Annotated in this window: 22 protein-coding genes, 1 tRNA gene and 2 other annotated features; all 23 genes read left to right on the top strand. The window is 33.8% G+C overall.

The window, feature by feature from the left end; genetic code table 11:
* Nucleotides 1–223 precede the first annotated feature (223 nt).
* The 23 genes from DR024_RS05095 (at nucleotide 224) to tuf (DR024_RS05205) (ending at nucleotide 25,195) form a co-directional block, all read left to right on the top strand.
* A complete protein-coding gene (locus DR024_RS05095) occupies nucleotides 224–1,318 on the top strand; it encodes a PIN/TRAM domain-containing protein (RefSeq protein ID WP_027099129.1) in 1,095 nt (364 codons plus the stop codon).
* Nucleotides 1,319–1,330: 12 nt separating this feature from the next.
* On the top strand, nucleotides 1,331–2,011 hold the full coding sequence (gene ispD / locus DR024_RS05100) for a 2-C-methyl-D-erythritol 4-phosphate cytidylyltransferase (protein ID WP_099314457.1): 681 nt from the start codon (nucleotides 1,331–1,333) through the stop codon (nucleotides 2,009–2,011).
* A gap of 62 nt (nucleotides 2,012–2,073) precedes the next feature.
* Nucleotides 2,074–2,254, top strand: a binding site (T-box leader).
* A 79-nt stretch (nucleotides 2,255–2,333) separates the two neighbouring features.
* Nucleotides 2,334–4,049 (top strand): proline--tRNA ligase, encoded by a 1,716-nt coding sequence (locus tag DR024_RS05105; RefSeq protein ID WP_027099127.1) that lies wholly within the window; start codon nucleotides 2,334–2,336, stop codon nucleotides 4,047–4,049.
* A 16-nt stretch (nucleotides 4,050–4,065) separates the two neighbouring features.
* Nucleotides 4,066–5,478, top strand: a complete 1,413-nt coding sequence (cysS, locus tag DR024_RS05110; protein WP_027099126.1) for a cysteine--tRNA ligase — start codon at nucleotides 4,066–4,068, stop codon at nucleotides 5,476–5,478.
* A 52-nt stretch (nucleotides 5,479–5,530) separates the two neighbouring features.
* Nucleotides 5,531–5,953, top strand: coding sequence for a Mini-ribonuclease 3 (locus DR024_RS05115; RefSeq protein WP_111918288.1), 423 nt, complete (start codon nucleotides 5,531–5,533; stop codon nucleotides 5,951–5,953).
* Nucleotides 5,940–6,782, top strand: coding sequence for a 23S rRNA (guanosine(2251)-2'-O)-methyltransferase RlmB (gene rlmB, locus DR024_RS05120; RefSeq protein WP_373208017.1), 843 nt, complete (start codon nucleotides 5,940–5,942; stop codon nucleotides 6,780–6,782). Before DR024_RS05115 ends, rlmB begins: the two co-directional genes overlap by 14 nt.
* A gap of 13 nt (nucleotides 6,783–6,795) precedes the next feature.
* Nucleotides 6,796–7,308 (top strand): NYN domain-containing protein, encoded by a 513-nt coding sequence (locus tag DR024_RS05125; protein WP_027099123.1) that lies wholly within the window; start codon nucleotides 6,796–6,798, stop codon nucleotides 7,306–7,308.
* Nucleotides 7,309–7,400: 92 nt separating this feature from the next.
* Nucleotides 7,401–8,021 carry an RNA polymerase sporulation sigma factor SigH gene (gene sigH, locus DR024_RS05130; protein WP_027099122.1) on the top strand — a complete coding sequence of 207 codons (621 nt, stop codon included), beginning with the start codon at nucleotides 7,401–7,403 and terminating at the stop codon, nucleotides 8,019–8,021.
* 76 nt (nucleotides 8,022–8,097) lie between these two features.
* A tRNA-Thr gene (locus DR024_RS05135) sits at nucleotides 8,098–8,173 on the top strand.
* A 59-nt stretch (nucleotides 8,174–8,232) separates the two neighbouring features.
* A complete protein-coding gene (tuf, locus tag DR024_RS05140; protein ID WP_027099121.1) occupies nucleotides 8,233–9,426 on the top strand; it encodes an elongation factor Tu in 1,194 nt (397 codons plus the stop codon).
* 192 nt (nucleotides 9,427–9,618) lie between these two features.
* Nucleotides 9,619–9,768, top strand: coding sequence for a 50S ribosomal protein L33 (rpmG, locus tag DR024_RS05145; protein WP_027099171.1), 150 nt, complete (start codon nucleotides 9,619–9,621; stop codon nucleotides 9,766–9,768).
* A gap of 51 nt (nucleotides 9,769–9,819) precedes the next feature.
* Nucleotides 9,820–10,047 carry a preprotein translocase subunit SecE gene (gene secE, locus DR024_RS05150; RefSeq protein ID WP_027099172.1) on the top strand — a complete coding sequence of 76 codons (228 nt, stop codon included), beginning with the start codon at nucleotides 9,820–9,822 and terminating at the stop codon, nucleotides 10,045–10,047.
* Between the two features lie 32 nt (nucleotides 10,048–10,079).
* Nucleotides 10,080–10,601, top strand: a complete 522-nt coding sequence (gene nusG / locus DR024_RS05155; RefSeq protein ID WP_027099173.1) for a transcription termination/antitermination protein NusG — start codon at nucleotides 10,080–10,082, stop codon at nucleotides 10,599–10,601.
* An 88-nt stretch (nucleotides 10,602–10,689) separates the two neighbouring features.
* Entirely contained in the window at nucleotides 10,690–11,115 is a 426-nt protein-coding gene (gene rplK, locus DR024_RS05160) for a 50S ribosomal protein L11 (protein ID WP_027099174.1), read from the top strand.
* Between the two features lie 52 nt (nucleotides 11,116–11,167).
* Nucleotides 11,168–11,857, top strand: coding sequence for a 50S ribosomal protein L1 (gene rplA / locus DR024_RS05165; protein ID WP_027099175.1), 690 nt, complete (start codon nucleotides 11,168–11,170; stop codon nucleotides 11,855–11,857).
* Between the two features lie 44 nt (nucleotides 11,858–11,901).
* Nucleotides 11,902–12,035, top strand: a sequence feature (ribosomal protein L10 leader region).
* 34 nt (nucleotides 12,036–12,069) lie between these two features.
* Complete coding sequence (gene rplJ, locus DR024_RS05170; protein WP_027099176.1) at nucleotides 12,070–12,573, top strand: 50S ribosomal protein L10; 504 nt, start codon at nucleotides 12,070–12,072, stop codon at nucleotides 12,571–12,573.
* Between the two features lie 42 nt (nucleotides 12,574–12,615).
* Nucleotides 12,616–12,981, top strand: a complete 366-nt coding sequence (gene rplL, locus DR024_RS05175) for a 50S ribosomal protein L7/L12 (RefSeq protein WP_027099177.1) — start codon at nucleotides 12,616–12,618, stop codon at nucleotides 12,979–12,981.
* Nucleotides 12,982–13,252: 271 nt separating this feature from the next.
* Complete coding sequence (gene rpoB, locus DR024_RS05180; RefSeq protein ID WP_027099178.1) at nucleotides 13,253–16,957, top strand: DNA-directed RNA polymerase subunit beta; 3,705 nt, start codon at nucleotides 13,253–13,255, stop codon at nucleotides 16,955–16,957.
* Nucleotides 16,958–16,978: 21 nt separating this feature from the next.
* Nucleotides 16,979–20,509, top strand: coding sequence for a DNA-directed RNA polymerase subunit beta' (gene rpoC, locus DR024_RS05185; RefSeq protein ID WP_027099179.1), 3,531 nt, complete (start codon nucleotides 16,979–16,981; stop codon nucleotides 20,507–20,509).
* A 194-nt stretch (nucleotides 20,510–20,703) separates the two neighbouring features.
* Nucleotides 20,704–21,081 (top strand): 30S ribosomal protein S12, encoded by a 378-nt coding sequence (rpsL, locus tag DR024_RS05190; RefSeq protein WP_027099180.1) that lies wholly within the window; start codon nucleotides 20,704–20,706, stop codon nucleotides 21,079–21,081.
* A gap of 147 nt (nucleotides 21,082–21,228) precedes the next feature.
* Nucleotides 21,229–21,699, top strand: coding sequence for a 30S ribosomal protein S7 (gene rpsG / locus DR024_RS05195; protein ID WP_027099181.1), 471 nt, complete (start codon nucleotides 21,229–21,231; stop codon nucleotides 21,697–21,699).
* Between the two features lie 76 nt (nucleotides 21,700–21,775).
* Nucleotides 21,776–23,842, top strand: a complete 2,067-nt coding sequence (gene fusA / locus DR024_RS05200) for an elongation factor G (protein WP_027099182.1) — start codon at nucleotides 21,776–21,778, stop codon at nucleotides 23,840–23,842.
* 159 nt (nucleotides 23,843–24,001) lie between these two features.
* Nucleotides 24,002–25,195, top strand: a complete 1,194-nt coding sequence (tuf, locus tag DR024_RS05205; protein WP_027099121.1) for an elongation factor Tu — start codon at nucleotides 24,002–24,004, stop codon at nucleotides 25,193–25,195.
* The last annotated feature ends 175 nt before the right edge of the window (nucleotides 25,196–25,370 follow it).

The following is a 25,370-nucleotide window of genomic DNA, read 5'->3' on the forward strand; positions in this document are numbered from 1 at the left end:
AAGTTAAAAATGTCAATAATAGGTTGTTGGTTACCCTTAGCCTATGTACCTATAATAATAGAATAATTACTTAATTAATAGGGGGTACAAAAATTAAAAATATCTGAATTTAAAACATATTTTAACTAGAGTATAGTTTGGTATGATATAATGTAAATAAATCCTAATATAGTGGGGATTTAAATAAAATAAATTGTCAATAATTATATAAGGAGGTGGTAAAATGCTTAAAAAATTAATTAGAGGGTTGTTTTCTATAGCAGGACTAATTATTGGTTATGTTGTTGGAGATGCCGTTATTAAAATTGATAAAATTCAAAGTTTAGGTATTCTTTCAAAAACTTATGGTTCGGTCTTATTTATAGTTCTTATTTGTTTATTATTTGGTCTTATTTTTTATCTTATTTCACCTGCGATATATACAGCAATATCTAATTTAATTGATTATATTGAAAAAAATATTCAAAAGTTAACAATTAGCGAAATTGCTTATGGTGCAATAGGTGCTTTAATTACCTTGATTATTACTGCATTATTGACTAGGCCTGTAATGGATTTTCATCCAATAATGGGTCCGTTATTAGTAGTTTTAATAAATGTAATTGCAGCAATAATTGGCATGGATATTATGATAAAGAAAAAGGATGATATAACAAATATATTAGTTGGACTTAAAAAGAATAGTAGCGTTAAAGAAAAGAAAACAAAAACTACTATAAAAACTATACCTAAAGTTCTAGATACATCTGTAATTATAGATGGAAGAATTTTTGATATATGTCAAACAGGTTTTGTAGAAGGACCTTTAGTGATACCTAATTTCGTATTAGATGAACTAAGGCACATATCAGATTCATCAGATGGATTAAAAAGAAATAGAGGCAGAAGAGGACTAGATATATTAAATAAGATTCAAAAGGAGCTACCTATAGAAACTCAAATTTGGGAAGGTGATTTTCCAAAGATTGAAGAGGTAGATAGTAAACTATTAAAACTTGCACAAACTTTAAGTGGAAAAGTAGTTACAAATGATTTTAATTTAAATAAAGTAGCAGAGGTTCAAGGTGTACCAGTATTAAATATCAATGAACTATCGAATGCTGTAAAACCTGTAGTAATTCCTGGTGAAGAGATGACTGTAGATGTTGTTAAAGATGGTAAGGAATCAAGTCAAGGTGTAGCTTATTTAGATGATGGAACAATGATAGTAGTTGAAGGTGGTAAAAAGCATATAGGATCAACAATAGATGTTATTGTTACGTCTGTCCTTCAAACAGCTGCTGGAAGAATGATTTTTGCGAAACCAAAAGATAGCTAAGAGAGGATTAATATGATATCTGCGATTATTTTAGCAGGTGGTAGAGGCAAAAGAATGGGTGCAGATGTGAGTAAGCAATTTATCCATATCAATGATAAGCCCTTAATCTACTACACATTAAAAAGATTTATTAATTGTACTTTAATAGATAAAGTTGTATTAGTGTTGCCTAAAAATGAAATTGAGTATTGTAAAAATGAAATACTCAATAAGTATTTGTTAAAGGTAGATTATATTGTAGAGGGTGGAGCAGAAAGGCAGGATTCTGTCTATAATGGATTAAAGGTGTTAAATAATACAGATATAGTTTTAATTCATGATGGTGCAAGACCTTTTGTAAGTGAAAGAATGATAAAAGATGGTATTGATAATGCCAGAAAGTATGGAGCTACGGCCCCTGGAGTTATGCCTAAAGATACAATTAAAGTTAAGGATGATGAATCTTTTTCAGTAGATACTCCTGATAGAAGTACTCTTGTATCAGTGCAAACTCCTCAAGTTTTTAAGTATGATTTAATTATGAGTTGTCATGAGAGTGTTAAATCTGAAGGAAAGATAGTAACTGATGATACTATGGTGGTAGAATTATACGGAAATAAGGTGTATTTATATAATGGTGAATATACTAATATTAAAGTTACAACACCAGAAGATTTAATTATAGCTCAGTATTTGGCTAAAGACTTTCACTAGAGTTGACACCTTTTTACCTACAAGTTATAATAAGTATTACTAAAAAATTATAAAAGTTTATGTAAAAAGCAATGATGAAGAATAGTAAAAATCGCACTTTCAGAGAGAAAATCCATGGCTGTAAGATTTTCAATAGATTTTGAACCAGCTTCGGAGCAATAGGCAAAAACTATCGGTTTAATACCGTTATCATTATTAGAGAATCAATTTAGGTGGTACCGCGATTAATAATTCGCCCTAATATATTTAGGGCGGATTTTTTTATTTTAAATGTAGATTAATTTGTTAAAACATATAGAATGATACGAGGAGGAAGTTTATTATGAAAATGTCAAATATGTTAATGTTAACATTAAGAGAAGTTCCAGCGGAAGCTGAAATAGAAAGCCATAAGTTAATGCTTAGATCAGGAATGATGAGAAAGATGGCTTCTGGGGTATATAACTATATGCCACTAGGACTTAAGGTTTTAAAAAACATAGAAGATATAATCAGAGAAGAAATGAATGCTGCAGGGGCTCAAGAATTCTTAGCATCTGCGTTACTACCAGCTGAATTATGGCAAGAATCAGGTAGATGGGATGTTTATGGAGCAGAAATGTTCAGATTAAAAGATAGAAACAATAGAGATTTTTGTCTTGGGCCAACTCATGAAGAAGTATTCACTGATATAGCTAGAAATGAAATTAAGTCATATAAGCAATTACCAGTAAATTTATATCAAATTCAAACTAAGTATAGAGATGAAAGAAGACCTAGATTTGGGGTTATGAGAAGTAGAGAATTTGTTATGAAGGATGCCTATAGCTTTGATAAAGATCAAGCAGGATTAGATCTTTCATATAATAAAATGCATGATGCATATGTTAAAATATTTAATAGATGTGGAATTGATGCTAAATGTGTAGCTGCCGATTCTGGTGCAATTGGTGGTGCAAATTCGGCTGAATTTATGGTTAAATCAGAGGTTGGTGAAGATGATGTAGTGTTCTGTACAGTTTGTGATTATGCTGCTAATATAGAAAAAGCAGAAGCTACTCCTGATATAGCAAAAGCAGAAGAATTATTAGAAGTTGAAAAGGTTGCTACTCCTGACAGTAGAGGAATAGATGAAGTATCTTCATACTTAAATGTATCCCCAAAGAAAACAGTAAAACTTTTAATGTACAATATAGATGGAAAGATAGTTGGGGTAGTTGTTAGAGGAGATAGAGAAGTTAATGAAGTAAAAGTATCAAATGCTGCAAATGCTGCCACTGATATAATGATGGCATCTCATGAAGAATATAAAAATGCTACAGGATGTGAAGTGGGATTTGGTGGACCAGTAGGTTTAAAAGTAGATTTATTATTAGTTGATGAAGAAGTTAAGAATATGTATAACATGATTGTTGGAGCTAACGAAACTGGATATCACTTAAAAAATGTTAATTATGGAAGAGATTTTGAAGGGACTGTAGGAGACTTCAGAAATGTAGAAGATGGTGGGAAATGTCCATTATGTGGTGGAAAAGTTTCTATAGCTAGAGGTACAGAAGTAGGGCATATATTTAAGCTAGGAACTAAGTACTCAGAAGCTATGAATGCTACTTTTATAGATGAAAATGGAAAGAATACTCCATTTGTAATGGGATGTTATGGTATTGGAGTTACAAGAACCATGGCTTCAATAATAGAACAACATCATGATGAAAATGGTATAGTATGGCCATTATCTGTTGCACCATATCATGTGTCAGTAATTCCTGTAAATATAAAAGATGAAGAACAAATGAAGGTTGCAGAAAAATTATACAATTCATTAAAAGACCTAGGTGTGGAAGTTTTAATGGATGATAGAAATGAAAGAGCTGGTGTTAAGTTCAAGGATTCTGAAATAATCGGAATACCTATGAGAGTTACTGTTGGTAAGAAGATTAGTGAAGGGGCAGTTGAATTTAAGTTAAGAGCTGGCGGCGATAATGAGGTTATTAAGATAGAAGATGTTTGTAATAGAGTAAAAGCGTTATTTGAAGAAAACAACCTTAAATTAAAGTGATTTAGGAGGATAAAAGATGAAGCTATATAATACTCTGACAAGAAAAAAAGAAGAATTTGTACCTATTACTCCAGGGGAAGTAAAGATGTATGTCTGTGGTCCTACAGTATATAATTTCTTTCATATAGGAAATGGTAGAACTTTTATTGTATTTGATACAATTAGAAGATACCTAGAGTATAGAGGATACAAGGTGAAGTTTGTACAAAATTTTACTGATATAGATGATAAAATGATAAATAAAGCTAATGAAGAGGGAACAACAGTAAAAAACATTGGAGATAAGTATATATCAGAATATTATACAGATGCTGATGCACTTAATATTGAAAGAGCAACTGTAAACCCAAGAGCTACAGAGTTTATAGATGATATTATTGACTTTGTATCTAAGTTAATAGAAAAGGGATATGCTTATGAAGTAGATGGAGATGTGTACTTTAGAACTAAGAAGTTTGAAGCGTATGGTAAACTTTCAGGACAAAGTTTAGAAGACCTTCAAATGGGAGCTAGTAATAGAACTTCATCTGCAGCAGATGAAAGAAAAAAAGATCCTATGGATTTTGCTATTTGGAAAGCTCAAAAGCCAGGAGAACCTGCTTGGGATTGTCCGTGGGGTAAAGGAAGACCAGGATGGCATATTGAATGCTCATGTATGGCTAAAAAGCTACTAGGAGAAACAATTGATATTCATGCTGGAGGAATGGATTTAGCGTTTCCTCATCATGAAAATGAAGTGGCTCAAAGTGAAGCATTAACTGGTAAGACGTTTGCTAATTATTGGTTACATTCTGCTTATGTAAATGTAAATAATCAAAAAATGTCTAAGTCTCTAAATAATTTCTTCACAGCTAGAGATATATTAAAAGAATATGATGCAGATGTAATTAGATTCTTTATGATGTCAGCACACTATAGAATACAAATTAACTTTAGTAAAGAGTTATTGGATTCAGCTAAAGCATCTATGGATAGATTATATAATGCAGTATCTAATTTAGAAAACTTAATAGGTGAAGTTTCTAAAGAAGAAATGAATGAAGAAGAGAAGAGTTATTTGGATTCTCTAGATAAGTATAGAGAAAGATATATTCAAAAGATGGATGATGATTTTAATACTGCTGACGCATTAACTGTATTATTTGAATTATCTAAGGATATAAATACTAATATAACTATTAATTCTTCAAAGGAATTAGCTACAAAGGCCTTAGAATTAATAAGAGAGTTAGGAGGTCCTTTAGGAATCCTACAAAAATCAACAAAAGGTGATCTTGAGAGTGAAATAGAAGAATTAATAGAGCAAAGACAAAATGCAAGAAAGAATAGAGATTTTGCATTAGCTGATAAAATTAGAGATGATTTGAAGGCTAGAGGAATTGTGCTTGAAGATACTCCACAAGGAGTTAGGTGGAAAAAGGTAAATTAAGATATTTATTAAGGGTTGCAGGATTTGCAACCCTTATTTAAAGGAGAATAAAATGTTAGAGGATTTAAGAGTAAGAGAATTTACTAAAGATGAAGCTAGAATGTTAAATCCACTTCAGCTTGCATTAGTTGGAGATGGTGTATATGAAGTGTTTATAAGAAACTATATATTATCTTCTAATTCTGAGTTATCGGCTCATAAAATGCATAAAGAGGCTATAGGATATGTAAAGGCTAAGAGTCAATCATTGGCTATGCATAAATTGGAAGATGAGCTTACAGAAGAGGAGTTATATATATATAAAAGAGGTAGGAACACTAAGTCGGCCACTGTACCTAAGAATTCAGATGTTAGAGATTATAGAATGGCAACTGGTTTTGAAAGCTTAGTTGGATATATATATTTAATAGGAAATAAGGAAAGATTAAGTTATATAATGAATAAAAGTATCGAAATAATAAATAACGAAGAGTAAAGGAGTAACTTACATGGCTAAAAGAGAAAAAAATACTGTAAATAAACATAAAGAAAAGTCGTCTAGAGGCGAAAATCATACTGTAGAGGAAAGAGAAGATTTAATAGCTGGGAGAAATGCAGTTACAGAAGCTATTAAAAGTGACAGGACAATTGAAGCGTTATACATAGCTAAGGGACAGACTGAAGGGTCAATAAATAGTATTATTTCTTTAGCAAAAGAAAAAAAGTTGGTTATAAAAGAAGTTGATAGAAAAAAGTTAGATTTATTATGTGGGGGTATAGTACATCAAGGTGTAGCTGTAAGGATTACTCCATATAAATACTATGAAGTATCTGACATATTAAATTTTGCAAAGAAAAAGGGAGAAGCACCGTTTATTGTAATATTAGATGAAATAGAAGATCCTCACAATCTTGGCTCTATAATAAGAACGGCTGAGTTATGTGGAGTTCATGGAATTATAATTCCTAAAAGAAGAAATGTAGGTGTTACTTCTACTGTATATAAGTCTTCAGTTGGTGCGATAGAACATATGAAGGTAGCAAAGGTAACTAATATAAATAAGGTTATAGATGAGTTGAAAGAAGAAGGTATATGGGTGTATGGAGCCGATATAGATGGTGTGGAATATAGCTATGAAGTGAATTTTTCAGGACCATGCGCCATTATTGTTGGGAGTGAAGGTAAAGGGATATCTAAACTTACTCTTAAAAAGTGTGACAAGTTGGTTAAGATACCTATGGTAGGAAAAATTAACTCTTTAAATGCTTCTGTTGCAGGGGGTATAATGATGTATGAAGTGTTAAAAGGAAGATTAATTAAATAAATGAGGGATACTTGTGAAGTTAGTATTTGTAGATGGGTATAATGTTCTTAATAGTTGGCCTAATTTAAAGACTGATAAAGAGTATACTTTTGATGGTACAAGGGAAAAGTTGATTGACATAATGCATAATTATGGTTCCTATAGTGACTGCAAGGTTATATTAGTTTTTGATGGGTATAAGGTCGCTGGCAATAGAGAGAAAAAAGAAGAAAAAAATAAAAATTTAACTATTGTTTTTACGAAGGATGGTCAGACAGCAGATAGTTACATAGAAAAAGAAGTTCATAATGTAGGTAGAAAGTATGAAGTGTATGTAGTTACATCTGATTGGATGGAACAACAAACTATATTTCAAAGAGGTGCAGTTAGAATGTCATCTCTTGAATTCTACAATGAAGTTATGAAAACCGAAAAGAATATACGAATGAAGTCTGAAAAAATTAAAAATCCTAATAAAAATCATTTGCAAGATAATATTGATAATGAAGTGCTTAAGAAGTTAGAAGATATGCGAAGGAGCAAGTGAAAAATTTGACTTAATTTAATAGGGTAGAGTATAATTTTAATTATATAATATCATAGTTCGGAGGGGGAGAAGTGTTTAACGAAGGGTATTTGATGGAAAACTATTCAGAGTTTGATGAAAAGTTAGATGAAGAAATTGTTTTAGAAGCAAAAAACGGTAATGTAAGAGCACAAGAGTATCTTATATCTAAGTATGAGAACTTTGTGAAGGCAAAAGCTAAATCTTACTTTTTGATTGGTGCTGATAAAGAAGATATATATCAAGAAGGTATGATAGGACTTTATAAAGCCATAAGGGATTTTAAACCTGATAAGTTAACCTCCTTTAAAGCATTTGCTGAACTATGTGTTACAAGACAAATAATAACAGCAATTAAGACGGCAACAAGGCAAAAACATATTCCCCTAAATACATATGTGTCTTTAAATAAACCAATTTATGAAGAAGAGTCAGATAGGACACTTTTAGATGTGTTAGCTGGATTTAGGATAACTGATCCAGAAGAGCTAGTTATAAGCCAGGAGCAAATGGAGCATATTGAGGGAGAAATATCAAAAGTATTATCTGATTTAGAATTAGAGGTACTTACATCATATCTAGATGGTAAATCTTATCAAGAGATTGCTTGTGATTTAGATAGACATGCTAAATCTATAGATAATGCACTACAAAGAGTTAAGAGAAAACTTGAAAAATGCTTGCATTTGGAGTAGTTAATTTGTTGTTGACAAATAAAAAATTTGATAGTAAACTTTATAATTGGTATATTGAAAAAGTCAATATATGAGTGCTCACGTAGCTCAGTCGGTAGAGCGTCGCCTTGGTAAGGCGGAGGTCGTCGGTTCAATCCCGATCGTGAGCTCCACGAAATAAGCAGTGAACGCTAGGCAAAGTTTATTTAAGAAATAGTAAGGAGGAATTACAATGGCAAAGGAAAAATTCGAGAGAAATAAGCCCCACGTAAATATTGGAACAATCGGTCACGTAGACCACGGTAAGACAACACTTACAGCAGCAATCACAACAGTTTTAGCAAACAGAGGATTCGCTGAAGCATTCGATTACGCAGAAATCGATAAGGCACCAGAAGAAAAAGAAAGAGGAATCACAATCAACACTGCACACGTTGAATATCAAACAGATAACAGACACTATGCACACGTTGACTGTCCAGGACACGCTGACTACGTTAAGAACATGATTACAGGAGCTGCACAAATGGATGGAGCTATCTTAGTATGTTCAGCAGCAGATGGTCCAATGCCTCAAACAAGAGAACATATACTACTAGCATCAAGAGTTGGTGTTGACTATATCGTAGTATTCTTAAACAAAGCAGATATGGTAGACGATCCAGAATTACTTGAATTAGTAGAAATGGAAGTTAGAGAATTATTAAGCGAATACAACTTCCCAGGAGATGACATTCCAGTAATAACTGGTTCAGCATTAAAAGCATTAGAAAACCCAACAGATGAAGAAGCTACTAAGTGCATCATGGAATTAATGGAAGCAGTAGATAGCTACATTCCAACTCCAGAAAGAGCAACAGATAAGCCATTCTTAATGCCAGTAGAAGATGTATTTACAATCACTGGTAGAGGAACAGTTGCAACAGGAAGAGTTGAAAGAGGTATCCTACATGTTGGAGACGAAGTTGAAGTAGTAGGATTAAAAGAAGAAAAGATGAAGACTGTAGTAACAGGAATCGAAATGTTCAGAAAGTTACTAGACGAAGCGCAAGCTGGAGATAACATTGGAGCATTATTAAGAGGTGTTCAAAGAACTGATATCGAAAGAGGTCAAGTATTAGCTAAGACTGGATCAGTACACCCACACAGCAAGTTCGTAGGTCAAGTATACGTACTTAAGAAAGAAGAAGGTGGAAGACATACTCCATTCTTTGATGGATACAGACCACAATTCTACTTCAGAACAACAGACGTTACAGGATCAATCAAATTACCAGAAGGTATGGAAATGGTTATGCCTGGAGATCACATCGATATGAACGTTGAATTAATAACTCAAGTAGCAATGGACGAAGGTTTAAGATTCGCGATCAGAGAAGGTGGAAGAACTGTAGGTTCAGGTGTTGTTACTAGCATAATAGAATAATTGATATAAAATTGGTTTAAAGTATTAGGACTGGGTATTAATACCTAGTCCTTTGCAAAGGAAGACCATATTGACAGTAGACAACTTTTATGATAATGTGGAAAAGTAACTCATAATTACAAAATTAATTGAAACAGTAAGAGAAATTGTCTCTTAAAATATAATATATAGGAATAACTGGAGGTGCAGACCGTGAGAGTAAAGATAACTTTAGCATGCACAGAGTGTAAGCAAAGAAACTACAACTCAATGAAGAATAAGAAGAACAACCCAGACAGAATGGAAATGCAAAAGTATTGTAAGTTCTGTAAGAAGCACACTCTTCATAGAGAAACTAAGTAATTAGCGATTTAAGTAAAGACACATACTTACCAATTTTAAGGATGTGATAAAATGGCTGACAATAGTAAAGTTAAATCCAATACTGCTAAAAAAGGCGGTATATTTAAGTTTTTTAGAGAGGTTAAGGCAGAAGTTAAAAGAATAACTTGGCCTTCTAAAAATGAAACTAAAAAAGCATTAATTGCTGTAGCTGTGTTCGTCTTAATCTATGTTGTAATAATAGGCGGATTCGATTATATTTTTCAAAACCTCTTTGAAGTGATTTTGAAACTTAAGTAAGGGAGGTTTAGGTGGATATCACCGGAATAAATATGAGTGAAAGAGCAAGATGGTATGTAGTACATACATACTCAGGATATGAAAACAAAGTGAAAGCTACTATTGAAAAAACTATTGAAAATAGAAATCTTCAAGAACTATTTGTTGATATACAAGTTCCAATGGAAGAAGTTATTGAAGAAAAAGATGGTAAGCAAAAAGTAACTTTGAAAAAGAAGTTTCCTGGTTATGTGCTAATAAAAATGCTAATGTCAGATGAATCTTGGTATGTAGTAAGAAATACCAGAGGAGTGACAGGGTTTGTTGGACCTGGATCTAAGCCAGTTCCGCTTACTGAAGAAGAAATTGAATCTATGGGAATTGTTGAACTTCCACAAGAAATTGATTTAGAAGTAGGCGAAGGGGTTAGAGTAATATCAGGACCATTAAGAGATTTCGTTGCACTAGTGCAAGAAATTAATGCTGAAAAGCACAAAATAAAAGCATCAGTAGATATGTTCGGTAGAGAAACTTTAGCCGAACTAGATTTTAATCAAATCGAGAAGTTAGTTTAATAGTTATATAAATTATTAACTAATGTTTTTTAATTAAGTGGGAGGATTGAAAAAATCCGTAATCACCACAGTATAGGAGGAATAACAAATGGCTAAGAAAGTAACTGGAATGATTAAACTTCAACTTGCAGCAGGTAAGGCTACACCAGCACCACCAGTTGGTCCAGCATTAGGTCAACATGGTGTAAACATAATGGGATTCTGTAAGGAGTTTAATGCTAAAACTGCAAATCAAGCTGGATTAATAATACCAGTAGTAATCACAGTATACCAAGACAGATCTTTTAGTTTCATATTAAAGACACCTCCAGCTGCAGTTCTAATTAAGAAAGAATTAGGATTAGAAAGCGGTTCAGGTGTACCAAACAGAACTAAGGTTGGTAAGTTAACAAAGGAACAAGTAAGAAAGATTGCTGAATTAAAAATGCCAGACTTAAATGCTGCTACAATCGAAGCTGCTATGAGCATGATCGAAGGTACTGCAAGAAGTATGGGCGTAACTATCGAAGAGTAATTCATAAATTCGTGGGAGGTCTAGGCCGTTATTACCACAAAGGAGGCTTATTATGGGAAAGAAATATGTTGAAAGTGCAAAGTTAATAGATAAGAATACTTTATACAATCCAGCAGAAGCTTTAGAGCTATCTGTAAAAACTGCAAAAGCTAATTTCGATGAAACTATCGAATTACATGTAAGACTTGGGGTAGATCCAAGACATGCAGATCAACAAGTTAGAGGAGCAGTTGTATTACCAAACGGAACTGGTAAGACTGTAAGAGTATTAGTATTTGCTAAAGGAGATAAGGCTAAGGAAGCAGAAGCGGCAGGAGCAGAATTTGTCGGAGCTGAAGAATTAGTTCAAAAGATCCAATCAGAAAACTGGTTCGACTACGATGTAGTTGTAGCAACTCCAGATATGATGGGTGTTGTTGGTAGAATAGGTAGAATACTTGGACCTAAGGGATTAATGCCAAACCCTAAGTCAGGAACAGTAACATTTGATGTTGCTAAGGCAATTGCTGACATTAAGGCTGGTAAGGTTGAATATAGAGTTGATAAGACTGCTATAGTTCACTGCCCAATTGGTAAGAAGTCATTCGGTGCTGAAAAGTTAAAGGAAAACTTCCACGCATTAATGGAAGCTTTAATTAAGGCTAAGCCAGCAGCAGCTAAGGGACAATATGTAAAATCAGTAACTGTTTCAAGCACAATGGGACCAGGAGCTAAGATTAACCCAGTAAAAGTTTTAGAATAGTGTTGACTTGAACTGAATTAGATGCTATAATCGGTTGTGTTGTTAAAAAGATAATATTATTTCCGTAGACAGTAGGTGCTATTGCATAACGTATAACAACCTACCGAGGTACCAATAAAGTTAGTTATGTTTACTTTAGGTCTTCCTTGTCTACGGGAAGACCTTTATTAATATTAAGCAGTTATAAACTGTGAGGAGGTGGACACACAGTAATGAACAAGAACAGACAAATGAAAGAAGCAAAGGTTGCTGAAATCAAAGAAAAGTTAGAAAAGTCACAATCTGTAATTCTTGCAAGCTATCAAGGTCTTACTGTTGAAGAAGATACTCAATTAAGAAAGAACTTAAGAGAAGCTGGTGTTGAATATAAAGTATACAAGAATACTTTAGTAACATTAGCTGCTAAGGAATTAGGATTAGAAGCTATTTCTGAATATTTAGAAGGACCAGTTTCTATAGCATTCGGATATGAAGATGCTACTGCTCCTGCAAGAATCTTAAATGATTTTGCTAAGGATCATAAGAAACTTGAATTAAAAGCAGGTATTGTTGAAGGACAAATCTTTGATAAAGAAAAGGTTTCTCAACTTGCTACAATACCATCAAAAGAAGTTCTTATTGCGAAACTTCTTGGAAGTATCAAGGCTCCTTTATCAAACCTTGCATACTTATTAAGTGCAATTAAAGATCAAAAAGAAGCTGAATCAGCTGAATAATAACAAAACAATGTGTTAAGTAATTTTGGAGGTGCAATTAAAATGACAAGAGAAGATATCATTCAAGCTATAAAAGAAATGAGCGTTTTAGAATTAAATGAATTAGTAAAAGCTTGCGAAGAAGAATTCGGAGTAAGCGCTGCTGCTCCAGTAGCAGTAGCAGGTGCAGCAGTTGCAGGTGGAGCTGCTGAAGAAAAGACTGAATTTGATGTAGTATTAGCAAATGCTGGATCTCAAAAGATTAAAGTAATCAAGGTTGTAAGAGAACTTACTGGATTAGGATTAAAGGAAGCTAAGGAAATAGTTGACGGAGCTCCTAAGACATTAAAAGAAGCAGTTTCTAAGGAAGAAGCTGAAGACATCAAGGCTAAATTAGCTGAAGTTGGTGCAGAAGTAGAAGTTAAGTAATTTAACTTGGAATATAAAAAGGTGCTGTATAGCACCTTTTTTATTGTCCAATAGTACGGAAGAAAAAAATAAAAAATATTGACATTAATTTGGGAATATGATACTATCATTAAATGTACTGTTCAATATGGATAAGTATATAAAAATGGCAAAATATGTATAGGTGCATAAAAATGTGGCTATACTAAAAAGATGATGTTCTCCGAAAGCATAAAGTCCTTAGGGAAGCTATGCTTTTGGTTATTTTAGTTTATACAAGGGGTGAAGATTCATGGTACATCCTGTCCAAGTTGGGAAAAGAACAAGAATGAGTTTTGGTAAGGTTAAAGACGTAACCGAAATGCCAAATCTAATTGAAGTACAATTAGATTCGTATCAGTGGTTTTTAAGAGAAGGGCTTCATGAGGTTTTTGATGATGTCAATCCGATAAGCAACTTTACTGGTAATCTAGTACTTGAATTCGTAGACTATAAGCTTGATATGGATAATATTAAGTATTCAGTGGAAGAGTGTAAGGAAAGAGACGCTACTTATGCTGCACCACTAAAGGTTTCTGTAAGATTACAGAACAATGAAACAGGAGAAATAAAAGAACAAGAAGTCTTCATGGGTGATTTCCCATTAATGACTGAACAAGGAACTTTTATTATTAATGGTGCTGAAAGAGTAATAGTCAGCCAATTAGTAAGATCTCCAGGTGTATATTACAGTTATAGTAGAGATAAGAGTGGTAAAAAGCTGTTTTCTTCTACAGTAATTCCAAACAGAGGAGCTTGGTTAGAATATGAAACTGACTCTAATGACGTAATATATGTAAGAATTGATAAGACTAGAAAGCTACCAATCACTATTTTAGGAAGAGCAATGGGATTTGGAAGTGATCAAGAATTATTAGATTACTTTGGAGAAGAAGAAAGATTCAAGGCAACAATTGAAAAAGACAATACTAAAACGAAAGAAGAAGCACTATTAGAAATCTATAAAAGATTAAGACCAGGTGAACCACCTACAGTAGATAGTGCAGTATCTTTAATTGATTCTTTATTCTTTGATGCAAAAAGATATGATTTGTCTAGAGTAGGTAGATATAAGTTCAACAAGAAACTTGCATTAAACTTAAGAATTGCAAATCAAATAGCTGCTAATGACATTATTAATCCATCAACTGGAGAAATAATGGTTGAAAGCGGCCAAAAAATTAGTAGAACAATTGCTGAAGAAATTAGAAATGTAGGAATAAATTCGGTTGATGTTTTAGTGGAAGATAGAGTTGTAAGAGTAATCGGAAATAACTTTGTTGATATAACTAAGCATGTTAACTTTGATGTGACAGACTTAAACATTAAGGAATATGTACATTACCCTACATTAAGAGAAATTTTAGATAATTACTCTGATGAAGATTCAATAAAAGAAGAAATCAAGAAAAATATCAATAAATTAATTCCTAAGCATATTATAAGAGATGATATTTTTGCGACTATTAGTTACGAAATTGGATTGGCTTATAATATAGGATATGTTGACGATATTGATCATCTTGGAAATAGAAGAATTAGATCAGTTGGTGAATTACTACAAAACCAATTTAGAATTGGTTTATCAAGAATGGAAAGAGTAGTTAAAGAAAGAATGACTATTCAAGATCAAGAAGCAATTACTCCTCAAATGTTAATAAACATTAGACCAGTAGCTGCTGCTATTAAAGAATTCTTTGGTAGTTCTCAATTATCACAATTCATGGATCAGATTAACCCACTTTCAGAATTAACTCACAAGAGAAGATTATCTGCTCTTGGACCAGGTGGTTTATCAAGAGAAAGAGCTGGTTTTGAAGTTAGAGACGTTCACCATTCTCATTATGGAAGAATGTGTCCTATCGAGACTCCAGAAGGACCTAACATAGGTCTTATAAACTCCTTAGCAACATTTGCAAGAGTTAATGAATATGGGTTTATAGAAACACCATATAGAATTATAGATAAAGAAACTAATACAATTACAAATGAAATAAGATATTTTACGGCAGATGAGGAAGATCAATATTTAGTTGCACAAGCTAAAGAACCGATTGACGGAAATGGTCACTTTGTTGATAAAAAGGTAACAGTAAGAAATAAGGAAGATGTATTTGTTGTACCAGCAGAAGATGTAGATTTAATAGACGTATCGCCTAGACAAATAGTATCAGTTGCTACTGCAATGATACCTTTCCTTGAGAATGACGATGCCTCAAGAGCACTGATGGGATCAAACATGCAACGTCAAGCTGTTCCATTATTAAAGACTCAAGCTCCTATCGTTGGTACAGGAATAGAGTACAAAGCAGCAGTAGACTCAGGAGTACTTCCTAAGGCTAAAAATGCTGGTGTTGTAACTTATGTAAGTGCTAACGAAGTGAGAATTAAAAGAGATATTGATGGCGGAATTGATACTTATAAATTACTTAAATTTAAGAGAAGTAACCAAGGTATGTGCATAAATCAACGACCAATAGTTGATAAAGGTGAAATAGTATTTAAGAATCAAGTATTAGCTGATGGTCCATCAACAGATCTAGGTGAAATATCATTAGGTAAAAATATCAGAATGGGATTCATTACGTGGGAAGGATATAACTACGAAGATGCTATGCTTATTTCTGAAGAACTAGTTAGAGAAGATGTATTTACATCTATTCATATAGAAGAATATGAATGTGAAGCTAGAGACACAAAATTAGGACCAGAAGAAATCACTAGAGATATTCCTAATGTAAGTGAAGATGCACTTAAGGATATCGATGAAAGAGGAATAATAAGAGTAGGTGCTGAAGTAAGATCTGGAGATATTCTTGTTGGTAAGGTTACTCCAAAGGGTGAAACTGAATTAACAGCTGAAGAAAGACTGCTAAGAGCAATATTCGGTGAAAAGGCAAGAGAAGTAAGAGATACTTCATTAAGAGCTCCTCATGGTGAAGCTGGTATAATTGTAGATGTTAAAGTGTTTACAAGAGAAAATGGAGACGAATTAAATCCGGGCGTAAATGAACTTGTAAGAGCTTATATTGCGCAAAAGAGAAAGATATCTGTAGGGGATAAGATGGCTGGACGTCATGGTAACAAGGGGGTTATTTCAAGAGTACTTCCTGAAGAAGATATGCCATTTTTACCAGACGGAAGACCGCTACAAATATGTTTAAATCCTTTAGGGGTTCCTTCACGTATGAACATCGGTCAGGTACTTGAAGTTCACTTAGGATGGGCTGCTAGCCAATTAGGATGGCATATAGCTACTCCAGTATTTGATGGAGCAACTGAAGAAGATATAGAAGAATGTCTTGAAAAAGCAGGTTATAATGCTAATGGTAAAACTGTTTTATATGATGGTAGAACAGGAGAACCATTTGATAATGAAGTTACAGTTGGTATAATGTATATCTTAAAGCTAGCTCACTTAGTTGACGATAAGATTCATGCTAGATCAACTGGACCATACTCACTAGTTACACAACAACCACTTGGAGGTAAAGCTCAATTTGGTGGTCAAAGATTTGGTGAAATGGAAGTTTGGGCATTAGAAGCATATGGTGCTGCGCATACATTACAAGAAATATTAACTGTTAAGTCAGATGATGTTGTAGGTAGAGTTAAGACATATGAAGCAATAGTTAAGGGTGAAAATATCCCTGAACCAGGTGTTCCAGAATCATTTAAGGTTCTTATTAAAGAACTTCAAGCTCTTTGCTTAGACATTAAAGTTTTAAATGAAGAAAATCAAGAAGTTCAATTAAAAGAATTCGCAGATGAGGATATGGAAAACTTAGAGGTGAATATAGAAGGAACAGAAGAATTTACTTCTGAACCAGAAGCGGAAATTGATGATAGCTATACAGTAGAAGAAGTAGAACCAGAACAAGAAGAAGATTTCGAAAGTTTTCAAATCGAGGGACTACAAGAAGATTTAGTACTAGATGATTTTAATGACGAACACTAATTTTGAAGGGAGGATATACCCTTGTTTGAGTTAAATAATTTTGATGCAATACAAATAGGATTAGCATCTCCTGAGCAAGTAAGAAAATGGTCAAGAGGAGAAGTTAAGAAACCAGAAACAATAAACTATAGAACATTAAAGCCTGAAAGAGATGGTCTATTCTGTGAAAGAATATTTGGACCAATGAAGGACTGGGAATGTCACTGTGGTAAATATAAAAGAGTAAGATATAAAGGTATAGTTTGTGATAGATGTGGAGTTGAAGTCACAAAGGCTAAAGTTAGAAGAGAGAGAATGGGGCATATAGAACTGGCTGCCCCAGTATCTCATATATGGTACTTCAAAGGAATTCCATCAAGAATGGGATTAATACTTGATATGTCACCAAGAGCTTTAGAAAAAATACTATACTTTGCTTCATACGTAGTAATTGATCCTAAGGAAACACCACTTTTAAAGAAGCAACTTCTTAATGAAAAAGAATATAGAGAAGCTGCAGATAAATATGGTGAAGAAAGCTTTGTTGCAGGTATGGGTGCAGAAGCTGTTAAACAACTTCTAGGAGAAATAGATTTAGAAGCACAATCTATAGAGTTAAAAGAAGAGTTAAAGCAAAGTACAGGTCAAAAAAAGGTAAGAATAATTAGAAGACTTGAAGTTATTGAATCCTTCAAAAAGTCTGGTAATGATCCAAAGTGGATGATTATAGATGTAATTCCTGTTATTCCACCAGATTTAAGACCAATGGTACAATTAGATGGTGGAAGATTTGCAACATCTGATTTAAATGATCTTTACAGAAGAGTTATAAATAGAAATAACAGACTTAAGAAGTTATTAGATTTAGGAGCTCCTGATATCATTGTTAGAAATGAAAAAAGAATGCTTCAAGAAGCAGTAGATGCTCTTGTAGATAATGGAAGAAGAGGAAGAGCTGTAACAGGTCCTGGTAATAGACCATTAAAGTCTTTATCAGATATGCTTAAAGGTAAGCAAGGTAGATTTAGACAAAACTTACTTGGTAAGAGAGTTGACTACTCAGGTAGATCTGTTATCGTTGTTGGTCCAGAATTAAAAATGTACCAATGTGGTCTTCCTAAAGAAATGGCTCTTGAATTATTCAAGCCATTTGTAATGAAAAAATTAGTTGAAGATGGAATAGCTCATAACATAAAGAGTGCTAAGAGAATGGTAGAGAGAGTAATGCCACAAGTATGGGATGTATTAGAAGAAGTTATTGCAGACCATCCGGTATTATTAAACCGTGCTCCTACACTTCACAGATTAGGTATTCAAGCATTCCAACCAGTATTAGTTGAAGGTAGAGCTATAAAGTTACATCCATTAGTTTGTACAGCATATAATGCTGACTTTGATGGTGACCAAATGGCTGTTCACGTACCTTTATCTGTAGAAGCACAAGCAGAAGCAAGATTTTTAATGCTTGCGGCTGGTAACATATTAAAGCCATCTGATGGTAAACCAGTTTGTGTTCCTACTCAAGATATGGTTCTTGGCTCTTATTATTTAACAATAGATAAGGAACAAGAAAAGGAAGATAAATATTTCTACTCAAAAGAAGAAGCTATAATGGCTTATGAGTTAAAAGAAATAGGAGTACATGATAAAATACATGTAAAGTTATTTAAGACTGTAGATGGAGTTGAAAAAACAGGAATAATTAAAACTACTGTTGGTAAATTAATATTCAATGAATCAATTCCACAAGATCTTGGATTTGTTGATAGAAATAATAAAGATGAAGAGTTTAACTTAGAAGTAGACTTCTTAGTCACTAAGAAATCTTTAGGTAAGATAATAGATAAGTGTTACTTAAAGCATGGTCCAACTGAAACTTCGATAATGTTGGATAAAATAAAAGCCTTAGGATATCACTATTCGTCAATCGGAGCTATAACTGTTGCTGCATCAGATATGATTGTACCTAAAGAAAAGTATGATTTATTAAGAGATGCGGATGAAACAATAGAAAAGATTGAAAAAATGTATAAAAGAGGTTTCATATCTGATGATGAAAGATATGAAAGAGTTATAGAAAAATGGACTAAGACAACTGAAGAAGTTGCTGATACTCTAATGGAAAGCCTTGATAAATTTAACCCAATATTTATGATGGCTGACTCTGGTGCCAGAGGTTCTAAGTCACAAATTAAGCAATTAGCTGGTATGAGAGGACTTATGGCAAGTCCATCTGGTAAGATTATAGAATTACCAATTAGAGCATCCTTTAGAGAAGGTCTAGATGTACTTGAATACTTCTTATCTACTCACGGAGCTAGAAAAGGTAATGCCGATACCGCCTTAAAGACTGCCGATTCAGGATACTTAACTAGAAGATTAGTTGATGTTTCTCAAGACGTAATTGTAAGAGAAGAAGACTGTGGCGCTACAGATGGTATGGTTGTATCTGAAATTAGAGAAGGTAATGAAGTTGTTGAAGGCTTAGCTGAAAGATTAACAGGTAGATATCTTGCAGAAGATGTAATAAACCCTTCTACAGGAGAAGTTATTGCTAATAACGATACTTATGTTGATTCAGAAATGGCAGAAACAATAGTAGCCACAGGAGTTAAAAAGGTTAAAATTAGATCTGTATTTACATGTAAGTGTAAAATAGGTGTATGTGCTAAGTGTTATGGAATGAATATGGCTACTGCTAAGAAGATAAACATAGGTGAAGCAGTTGGTATAATAGCTGCTCAATCTATCGGTGAACCAGGAACTCAGCTTACAATGAGAACATTCCATACAGGTGGTGTTGCCGGTGCGGATATAACACAAGGTCTTCCTAGAGTTGAAGAATTATTTGAAGCTAGAAAACCTAAGGGTCTTGCAATTGTAAGTGAAATTAGTGGTACTGTAAGAATAGAGGAAACTAAGAAAAAGAGAACTGTATATGTAATGGGAGCTGATGGCGAAGAAAAGAGCTATGATATTCCATTTGGATCAAGACTAAAAGTTAACGATAATGATGTTATAGAAGCTGGAGATGAAGTTACAGAAGGTTCTGTTAACCCACATGATATCATGAATATCAAGGGTATAGATGGTGCTAGAAGATATCTGCTTAGTGAAGTTCAAAAAGTTTATAGACTTCAAGGGGTTGATATTAATGATAAGCACTTAGAAGTAGTTGTTAGACAAATGACTAGAAAGATTAAAGTTACAGATTCTGGTGATACTGAACTATTACCTGGAACAATGATTGATATATTTGACTTCGAAGAAGCAAATGAAAAGGTAAGAGAGTTTGGTGGAGAAGAAGCTACAGGAGAACAAGCGCTATTAGGAATTACTAAAGCTGCTCTTGCAACTGACAGTTTCTTATCAGCAGCATCATTCCAAGAAACAACAAGAGTACTTACAGAAGCTGCAATAAAGGGTAAAACTGATCCTCTTGTTGGATTGAAGGAAAATGTAATAATAGGTAAGCTGATTCCAGCTGGAACTGGTATGATGAGATACAGATCAGTAAAGCTTGATGTTGAAGAAGATTTAACTATGGATGACAGCTTATTAAAGGTAGAATAATACAATTCAAATTTATTGACATGCGTATGCTTAAATGATAAAATACGAGATGTGTGATTTTTAGATTCACATAGATTTGATTGTCTACATGTTTCATGGAGGCAAAGTAATTATTACTTTGCCTTTATGAATTTAATTAACTTGTTTTATCTTTTTATATTTAAATAGATAAATAAAATTCAGGAGGTGAAAGAATGCCAACTATAAGCCAATTAGTAAGAAAAGGAAGAAAAGTAGCTGTTACAACTTCAACTGCTCCAGCACTTAAGGAGTGTCCTCAAAAGAGAGGTGTTTGTACTGTTGTTAAGACTACTACTCCAAAGAAGCCTAACTCAGCGTTAAGAAAGATTGCCAGAGTAAGACTTACAAATGGATATGAAGTTACTGCATACATTGGTGGTGTAGGACACAACTTACAAGAACATAGCGTTGTTCTTATAAGAGGTGGTAGAGTAAAGGACCTTCCTGGTGTTAGATACCATATCGTAAGAGGAGCATTAGACTGTGCTGGTGTAGCTAACAGAATGCAAGGAAGATCAAAGTATGGAGCTAAGAGACCTAAGAAGAAATAGTCTCTTAACCAATTGTAGTGCTTATCTTCAGCATTTACATAGATTTATAACTTAAGTTTATATAGATGAAGGAGTTAGCACTTTACGGTATCGAAATAGTACCGAGTACCGATGAACTTAAATTATCATGTTAAGGAGGGAAGAAAAGTGCCAAGAAAAGGACATATAGCAAAGAGAGATGTATTACCAGATCCAATGTACAACTCAAAGGTTGTTACTAAGTTAATAAACAACATAATGGAAGATGGTAAAAAGGGAGTAGCTCAAAAAATATGTTACAATGCATTTGAAGTTATGGCTCAAAAGACTGGTAAAGATGCATTAGAAGTATTTGAAGAAGCTATGAACAATGTAATGCCTTTACTAGAAGTAAAAGCAAGAAGAATAGGTGGAGCTACTTACCAAGTTCCAATAGAAGTTAGAGCAGAAAGAAGACAGACTTTAGGTATCAGATGGATACTAGCTGCTGCTAGAAAAAGAGGAGAAAAGCTTATGGCAGAAAGATTAGCTGGAGAATTATTAGATGCAGCTAATAATACTGGTGCTGCTGTTAAGAAGAGAGAAGATACTCACAAGATGGCAGAAGCTAATAAGGCTTTCGCTCACTACAGATACTAATATAAAAACTGTTTTGGTTCTTTTACCAAAACAGTTTTCTAGAATTTATAATTACTCGTTGAGAGGAGGAAATTAAATGGCAAGACAATATCCGTTAGAAAAATTCCGTAATTTCGGAATAATGGCCCATATAGATGCAGGTAAGACTACAACTACAGAACGTATATTATTCTATACAGGAAGAACACACAAAATTGGTGAAACTCATGAAGGGGCTTCTCAAATGGACTGGATGGTTCAAGAACAAGAAAGAGGTATAACAATTACTTCTGCAGCAACAACTTGTTTCTGGGAAGGTCATGAATTAAATATCATTGATACTCCAGGTCACGTAGACTTCACAGTAGAAGTTGAAAGATCATTAAGAGTACTTGATGGAGCAGTTACTGTTCTAGATGCTAAGAGTGGGGTTGAACCTCAAACTGAAACTGTTTGGAGACAGGCAGATAAGTACGGCGTACCAAGAATGATTTATGTAAATAAGATGGATGCGACTGGAGCAGATTTCTTCAGATGTGTTCAAACAGTAAGAGATAGATTAAAGGCTAACGCTGTTCCAATACAAATTCCAATAGGATCAGAAGACCAATTTAAAGGAATGGTAGATCTTATATCAAATAAGGCTATATTATTCTATGACGATCTTGGAAAAGATGTTAGAACTGAAGAAATTCCAGCAGATTTAGTAGATCAAGCTGAAGAATACAGAAATGCTATGATAGAAGCAATAGCTGAAACTGATGAAGAATTAATGATGAAATACCTTGAGGGTGAAGAAATAACAGCAGATGAATTACATGCTGCTTTAAGAAAAGCTACAATAGCTAATGAAATTTATCCTTGTATTTGTGGTTCTTCATACAAAAACAAAGGTGTTCAAGAAATGATTAATGGAGTTGTTGCATACTTACCATCTCCACTAGACATTCCTGCTGTAGAAGGTACTAATTTAGAAGGTGAAGCAGCTACAAGAGAAGCTTCAGATGAAGCGCCTTTATCAGCATTAGCATTCAAGATTGCTACTGACCCATTCGTAGGAAAGCTTGCTTTTGCTAGAATTTACTCTGGTATAATAGAAAGTGGTTCTTACGTTCTTAACTCAACTAAGGGTAAGAAAGAAAGAATTGGTAGACTTGTTAAAATGCATGCTAATCATAGAGAAGAAGTTGAATCACTAGAAGCTGGTGAATTAGGAGCAATTATAGGATTAAAGAATACTACAACTGGAGATACTCTATGTGCAGAAAATAATCCAATAATTCTTGAATCAATGGAATTCCCAGAACCAGTTATAAACATTGCGATTGAACCAAAGACTAAAGCTGGTCAAGAAAAGATGGGGTTAGCATTAGCTAAGCTTGCAGAAGAAGATCCAACTTTCAAGACTTGGACTGATCAAGAAACTGGTCAAACAATTATCGCAGGTATGGGTGAACTTCACTTAGATATTATTGTTGATAGACTTCAAAGAGAATTCAAAGTTGAGTGTAATGTAGGTGCACCTCAAGTTTCATATAAAGAAACAATTAAGAAGGCTGTTAAGGCTGAAGCTAAGTATGCTAAGCAATCAGGTGGTAAAGGACAATACGGTCACGCTGTAATTGAAATGGAACCAACTGAAGGAGAATATTCATTTGAAAATGCTGTTGTTGGTGGAGCTATTCCAAAGGAATACATTCCAGCAATCGATGCAGGTATTCAAGAAGCAGCTTTAACTGGTAACATAGCTGGATACAATGTTATTAACTTTAAGGTTAAGTTAGTACACGGATCTTACCATGAAGTCGATTCTTCAGAAATGGCGTTTAAGATTGCTGGTTCTATGGCATTTAAGAATGCTATGGCTAAAGCAGATCCAGTATTATTAGAACCAATGATGAAGGTTGAAATAACTGTACCTGAAGAATACATGGGAGACGTTATAGGTGACGTTAACTCAAGAAGAGGTAGACTAGAAGGTATGGATTCAGTAAATGGAGCTCAAGTAATTAGAGCATTTATTCCATTAGCTGAAATGTTTGGTTATGCAACATCATTAAGATCAAGAACTCAAGGTAGAGGTGTTTACGCAATGGTATTCGATCACTACGAAGAAGTTCCAAAGAGCATACAAGAACAAATCGCTGGAAATAGAAGTAAATAGTTTGTTTGGTGTTACATAAAGGTAACACCAAACACTTATTAATATAAGTATTTATAAGTAAACTACAATATAAATATAGATATTGTGATATTTATAGGTTATAATAATGACTGAAAAAAGTCTTTAAATTTATTGATATATTTTAAGGAGGAATTTGCAATGGCAAAGGAAAAATTCGAGAGAAATAAACCCCACGTAAATATTGGAACAATCGGTCACGTAGACCACGGTAAGACAACACTTACAGCAGCAATCACAACAGTTTTAGCAAACAGAGGATTCGCTGAAGCATTCGATTACGCAGAAATCGATAAGGCACCAGAAGAAAAAGAAAGAGGAATCACAATCAACACTGCACACGTTGAATATCAAACAGATAACAGACACTATGCACACGTTGACTGTCCAGGACACGCTGACTACGTTAAGAACATGATTACAGGAGCTGCACAAATGGATGGAGCTATCTTAGTATGTTCAGCAGCAGATGGTCCAATGCCTCAAACAAGAGAACATATACTACTAGCATCAAGAGTTGGTGTTGACTATATCGTAGTATTCTTAAACAAAGCAGATATGGTAGACGATCCAGAATTACTTGAATTAGTAGAAATGGAAGTTAGAGAATTATTAAGCGAATACAACTTCCCAGGAGATGACATTCCAGTAATAACTGGTTCAGCATTAAAAGCATTAGAAAACCCAACAGATGAAGAAGCTACTAAGTGCATCATGGAATTAATGGAAGCAGTAGATAGCTACATTCCAACTCCAGAAAGAGCAACAGATAAGCCATTCTTAATGCCAGTAGAAGATGTATTTACAATCACTGGTAGAGGAACAGTTGCAACAGGAAGAGTTGAAAGAGGTATCCTACATGTTGGAGACGAAGTTGAAGTAGTAGGATTAAAAGAAGAAAAGATGAAGACTGTAGTAACAGGAATCGAAATGTTCAGAAAGTTACTAGACGAAGCGCAAGCTGGAGATAACATTGGAGCATTATTAAGAGGTGTTCAAAGAACTGATATCGAAAGAGGTCAAGTATTAGCTAAGACTGGATCAGTACACCCACACAGCAAGTTCGTAGGTCAAGTATACGTACTTAAGAAAGAAGAAGGTGGAAGACATACTCCATTCTTTGATGGATACAGACCACAATTCTACTTCAGAACAACAGACGTTACAGGATCAATCAAATTACCAGAAGGTATGGAAATGGTTATGCCTGGAGATCACATCGATATGAACGTTGAATTAATAACTCAAGTAGCAATGGACGAAGGTTTAAGATTCGCGATCAGAGAAGGTGGAAGAACTGTAGGTTCAGGTGTTGTTACTAGCATAATAGAATAATTTTAGAATCATATAATGTTTAAATTTAAACTTGGTTATAAAGAGTAGGGGAGACGTCTTCTACTCTTTCTTTATAGAAAAATTATTATATAAAGAGAAGTTATTTATTATAACATTACTAAACTTTGGATAATATATAAGTATTAAGCATTAAATACATAATAAAGTGCTTGAA

The sequence above is a fragment of the Clostridium paraputrificum genome, from assembly GCF_900447045.1.
GTDB lineage: Bacteria > Bacillota > Clostridia > Clostridiales > Clostridiaceae > Clostridium > Clostridium paraputrificum.

What these genes read in the sequence shown, in the direction of transcription:
- DR024_RS05095 (WP_027099129.1), top strand. Translation starts at nt 224, where the DNA reads ATGCTTAAAAAATTAATTAGAGGGTTGTTTTCTATAGCAGGACTAATT.
- ispD (WP_099314457.1), top strand. Translation starts at nt 1,331, where the DNA reads ATGATATCTGCGATTATTTTAGCAGGTGGTAGAGGCAAAAGAATGGGT.
- DR024_RS05105 (WP_027099127.1), top strand. Translation starts at nt 2,334, where the DNA reads ATGAAAATGTCAAATATGTTAATGTTAACATTAAGAGAAGTTCCAGCG.
- cysS (WP_027099126.1), top strand. Translation starts at nt 4,066, where the DNA reads ATGAAGCTATATAATACTCTGACAAGAAAAAAAGAAGAATTTGTACCT.
- DR024_RS05115 (WP_111918288.1), top strand. Translation starts at nt 5,531, where the DNA reads ATGTTAGAGGATTTAAGAGTAAGAGAATTTACTAAAGATGAAGCTAGA.
- sigH (WP_027099122.1), top strand. Translation starts at nt 7,401, where the DNA reads ATGGAAAACTATTCAGAGTTTGATGAAAAGTTAGATGAAGAAATTGTT.
- tuf (WP_027099121.1), top strand. Translation starts at nt 8,233, where the DNA reads ATGGCAAAGGAAAAATTCGAGAGAAATAAGCCCCACGTAAATATTGGA.
- secE (WP_027099172.1), top strand. Translation starts at nt 9,820, where the DNA reads ATGGCTGACAATAGTAAAGTTAAATCCAATACTGCTAAAAAAGGCGGT.
- nusG (WP_027099173.1), top strand. Translation starts at nt 10,080, where the DNA reads ATGAGTGAAAGAGCAAGATGGTATGTAGTACATACATACTCAGGATAT.
- rplK (WP_027099174.1), top strand. Translation starts at nt 10,690, where the DNA reads ATGGCTAAGAAAGTAACTGGAATGATTAAACTTCAACTTGCAGCAGGT.
- rplA (WP_027099175.1), top strand. Translation starts at nt 11,168, where the DNA reads ATGGGAAAGAAATATGTTGAAAGTGCAAAGTTAATAGATAAGAATACT.
- rplJ (WP_027099176.1), top strand. Translation starts at nt 12,070, where the DNA reads ATGAACAAGAACAGACAAATGAAAGAAGCAAAGGTTGCTGAAATCAAA.
- rplL (WP_027099177.1), top strand. Translation starts at nt 12,616, where the DNA reads ATGACAAGAGAAGATATCATTCAAGCTATAAAAGAAATGAGCGTTTTA.
- rpoB (WP_027099178.1), top strand. Translation starts at nt 13,253, where the DNA reads ATGGTACATCCTGTCCAAGTTGGGAAAAGAACAAGAATGAGTTTTGGT.
- rpsL (WP_027099180.1), top strand. Translation starts at nt 20,704, where the DNA reads ATGCCAACTATAAGCCAATTAGTAAGAAAAGGAAGAAAAGTAGCTGTT.
- fusA (WP_027099182.1), top strand. Translation starts at nt 21,776, where the DNA reads ATGGCAAGACAATATCCGTTAGAAAAATTCCGTAATTTCGGAATAATG.
- tuf (WP_027099121.1), top strand. Translation starts at nt 24,002, where the DNA reads ATGGCAAAGGAAAAATTCGAGAGAAATAAACCCCACGTAAATATTGGA.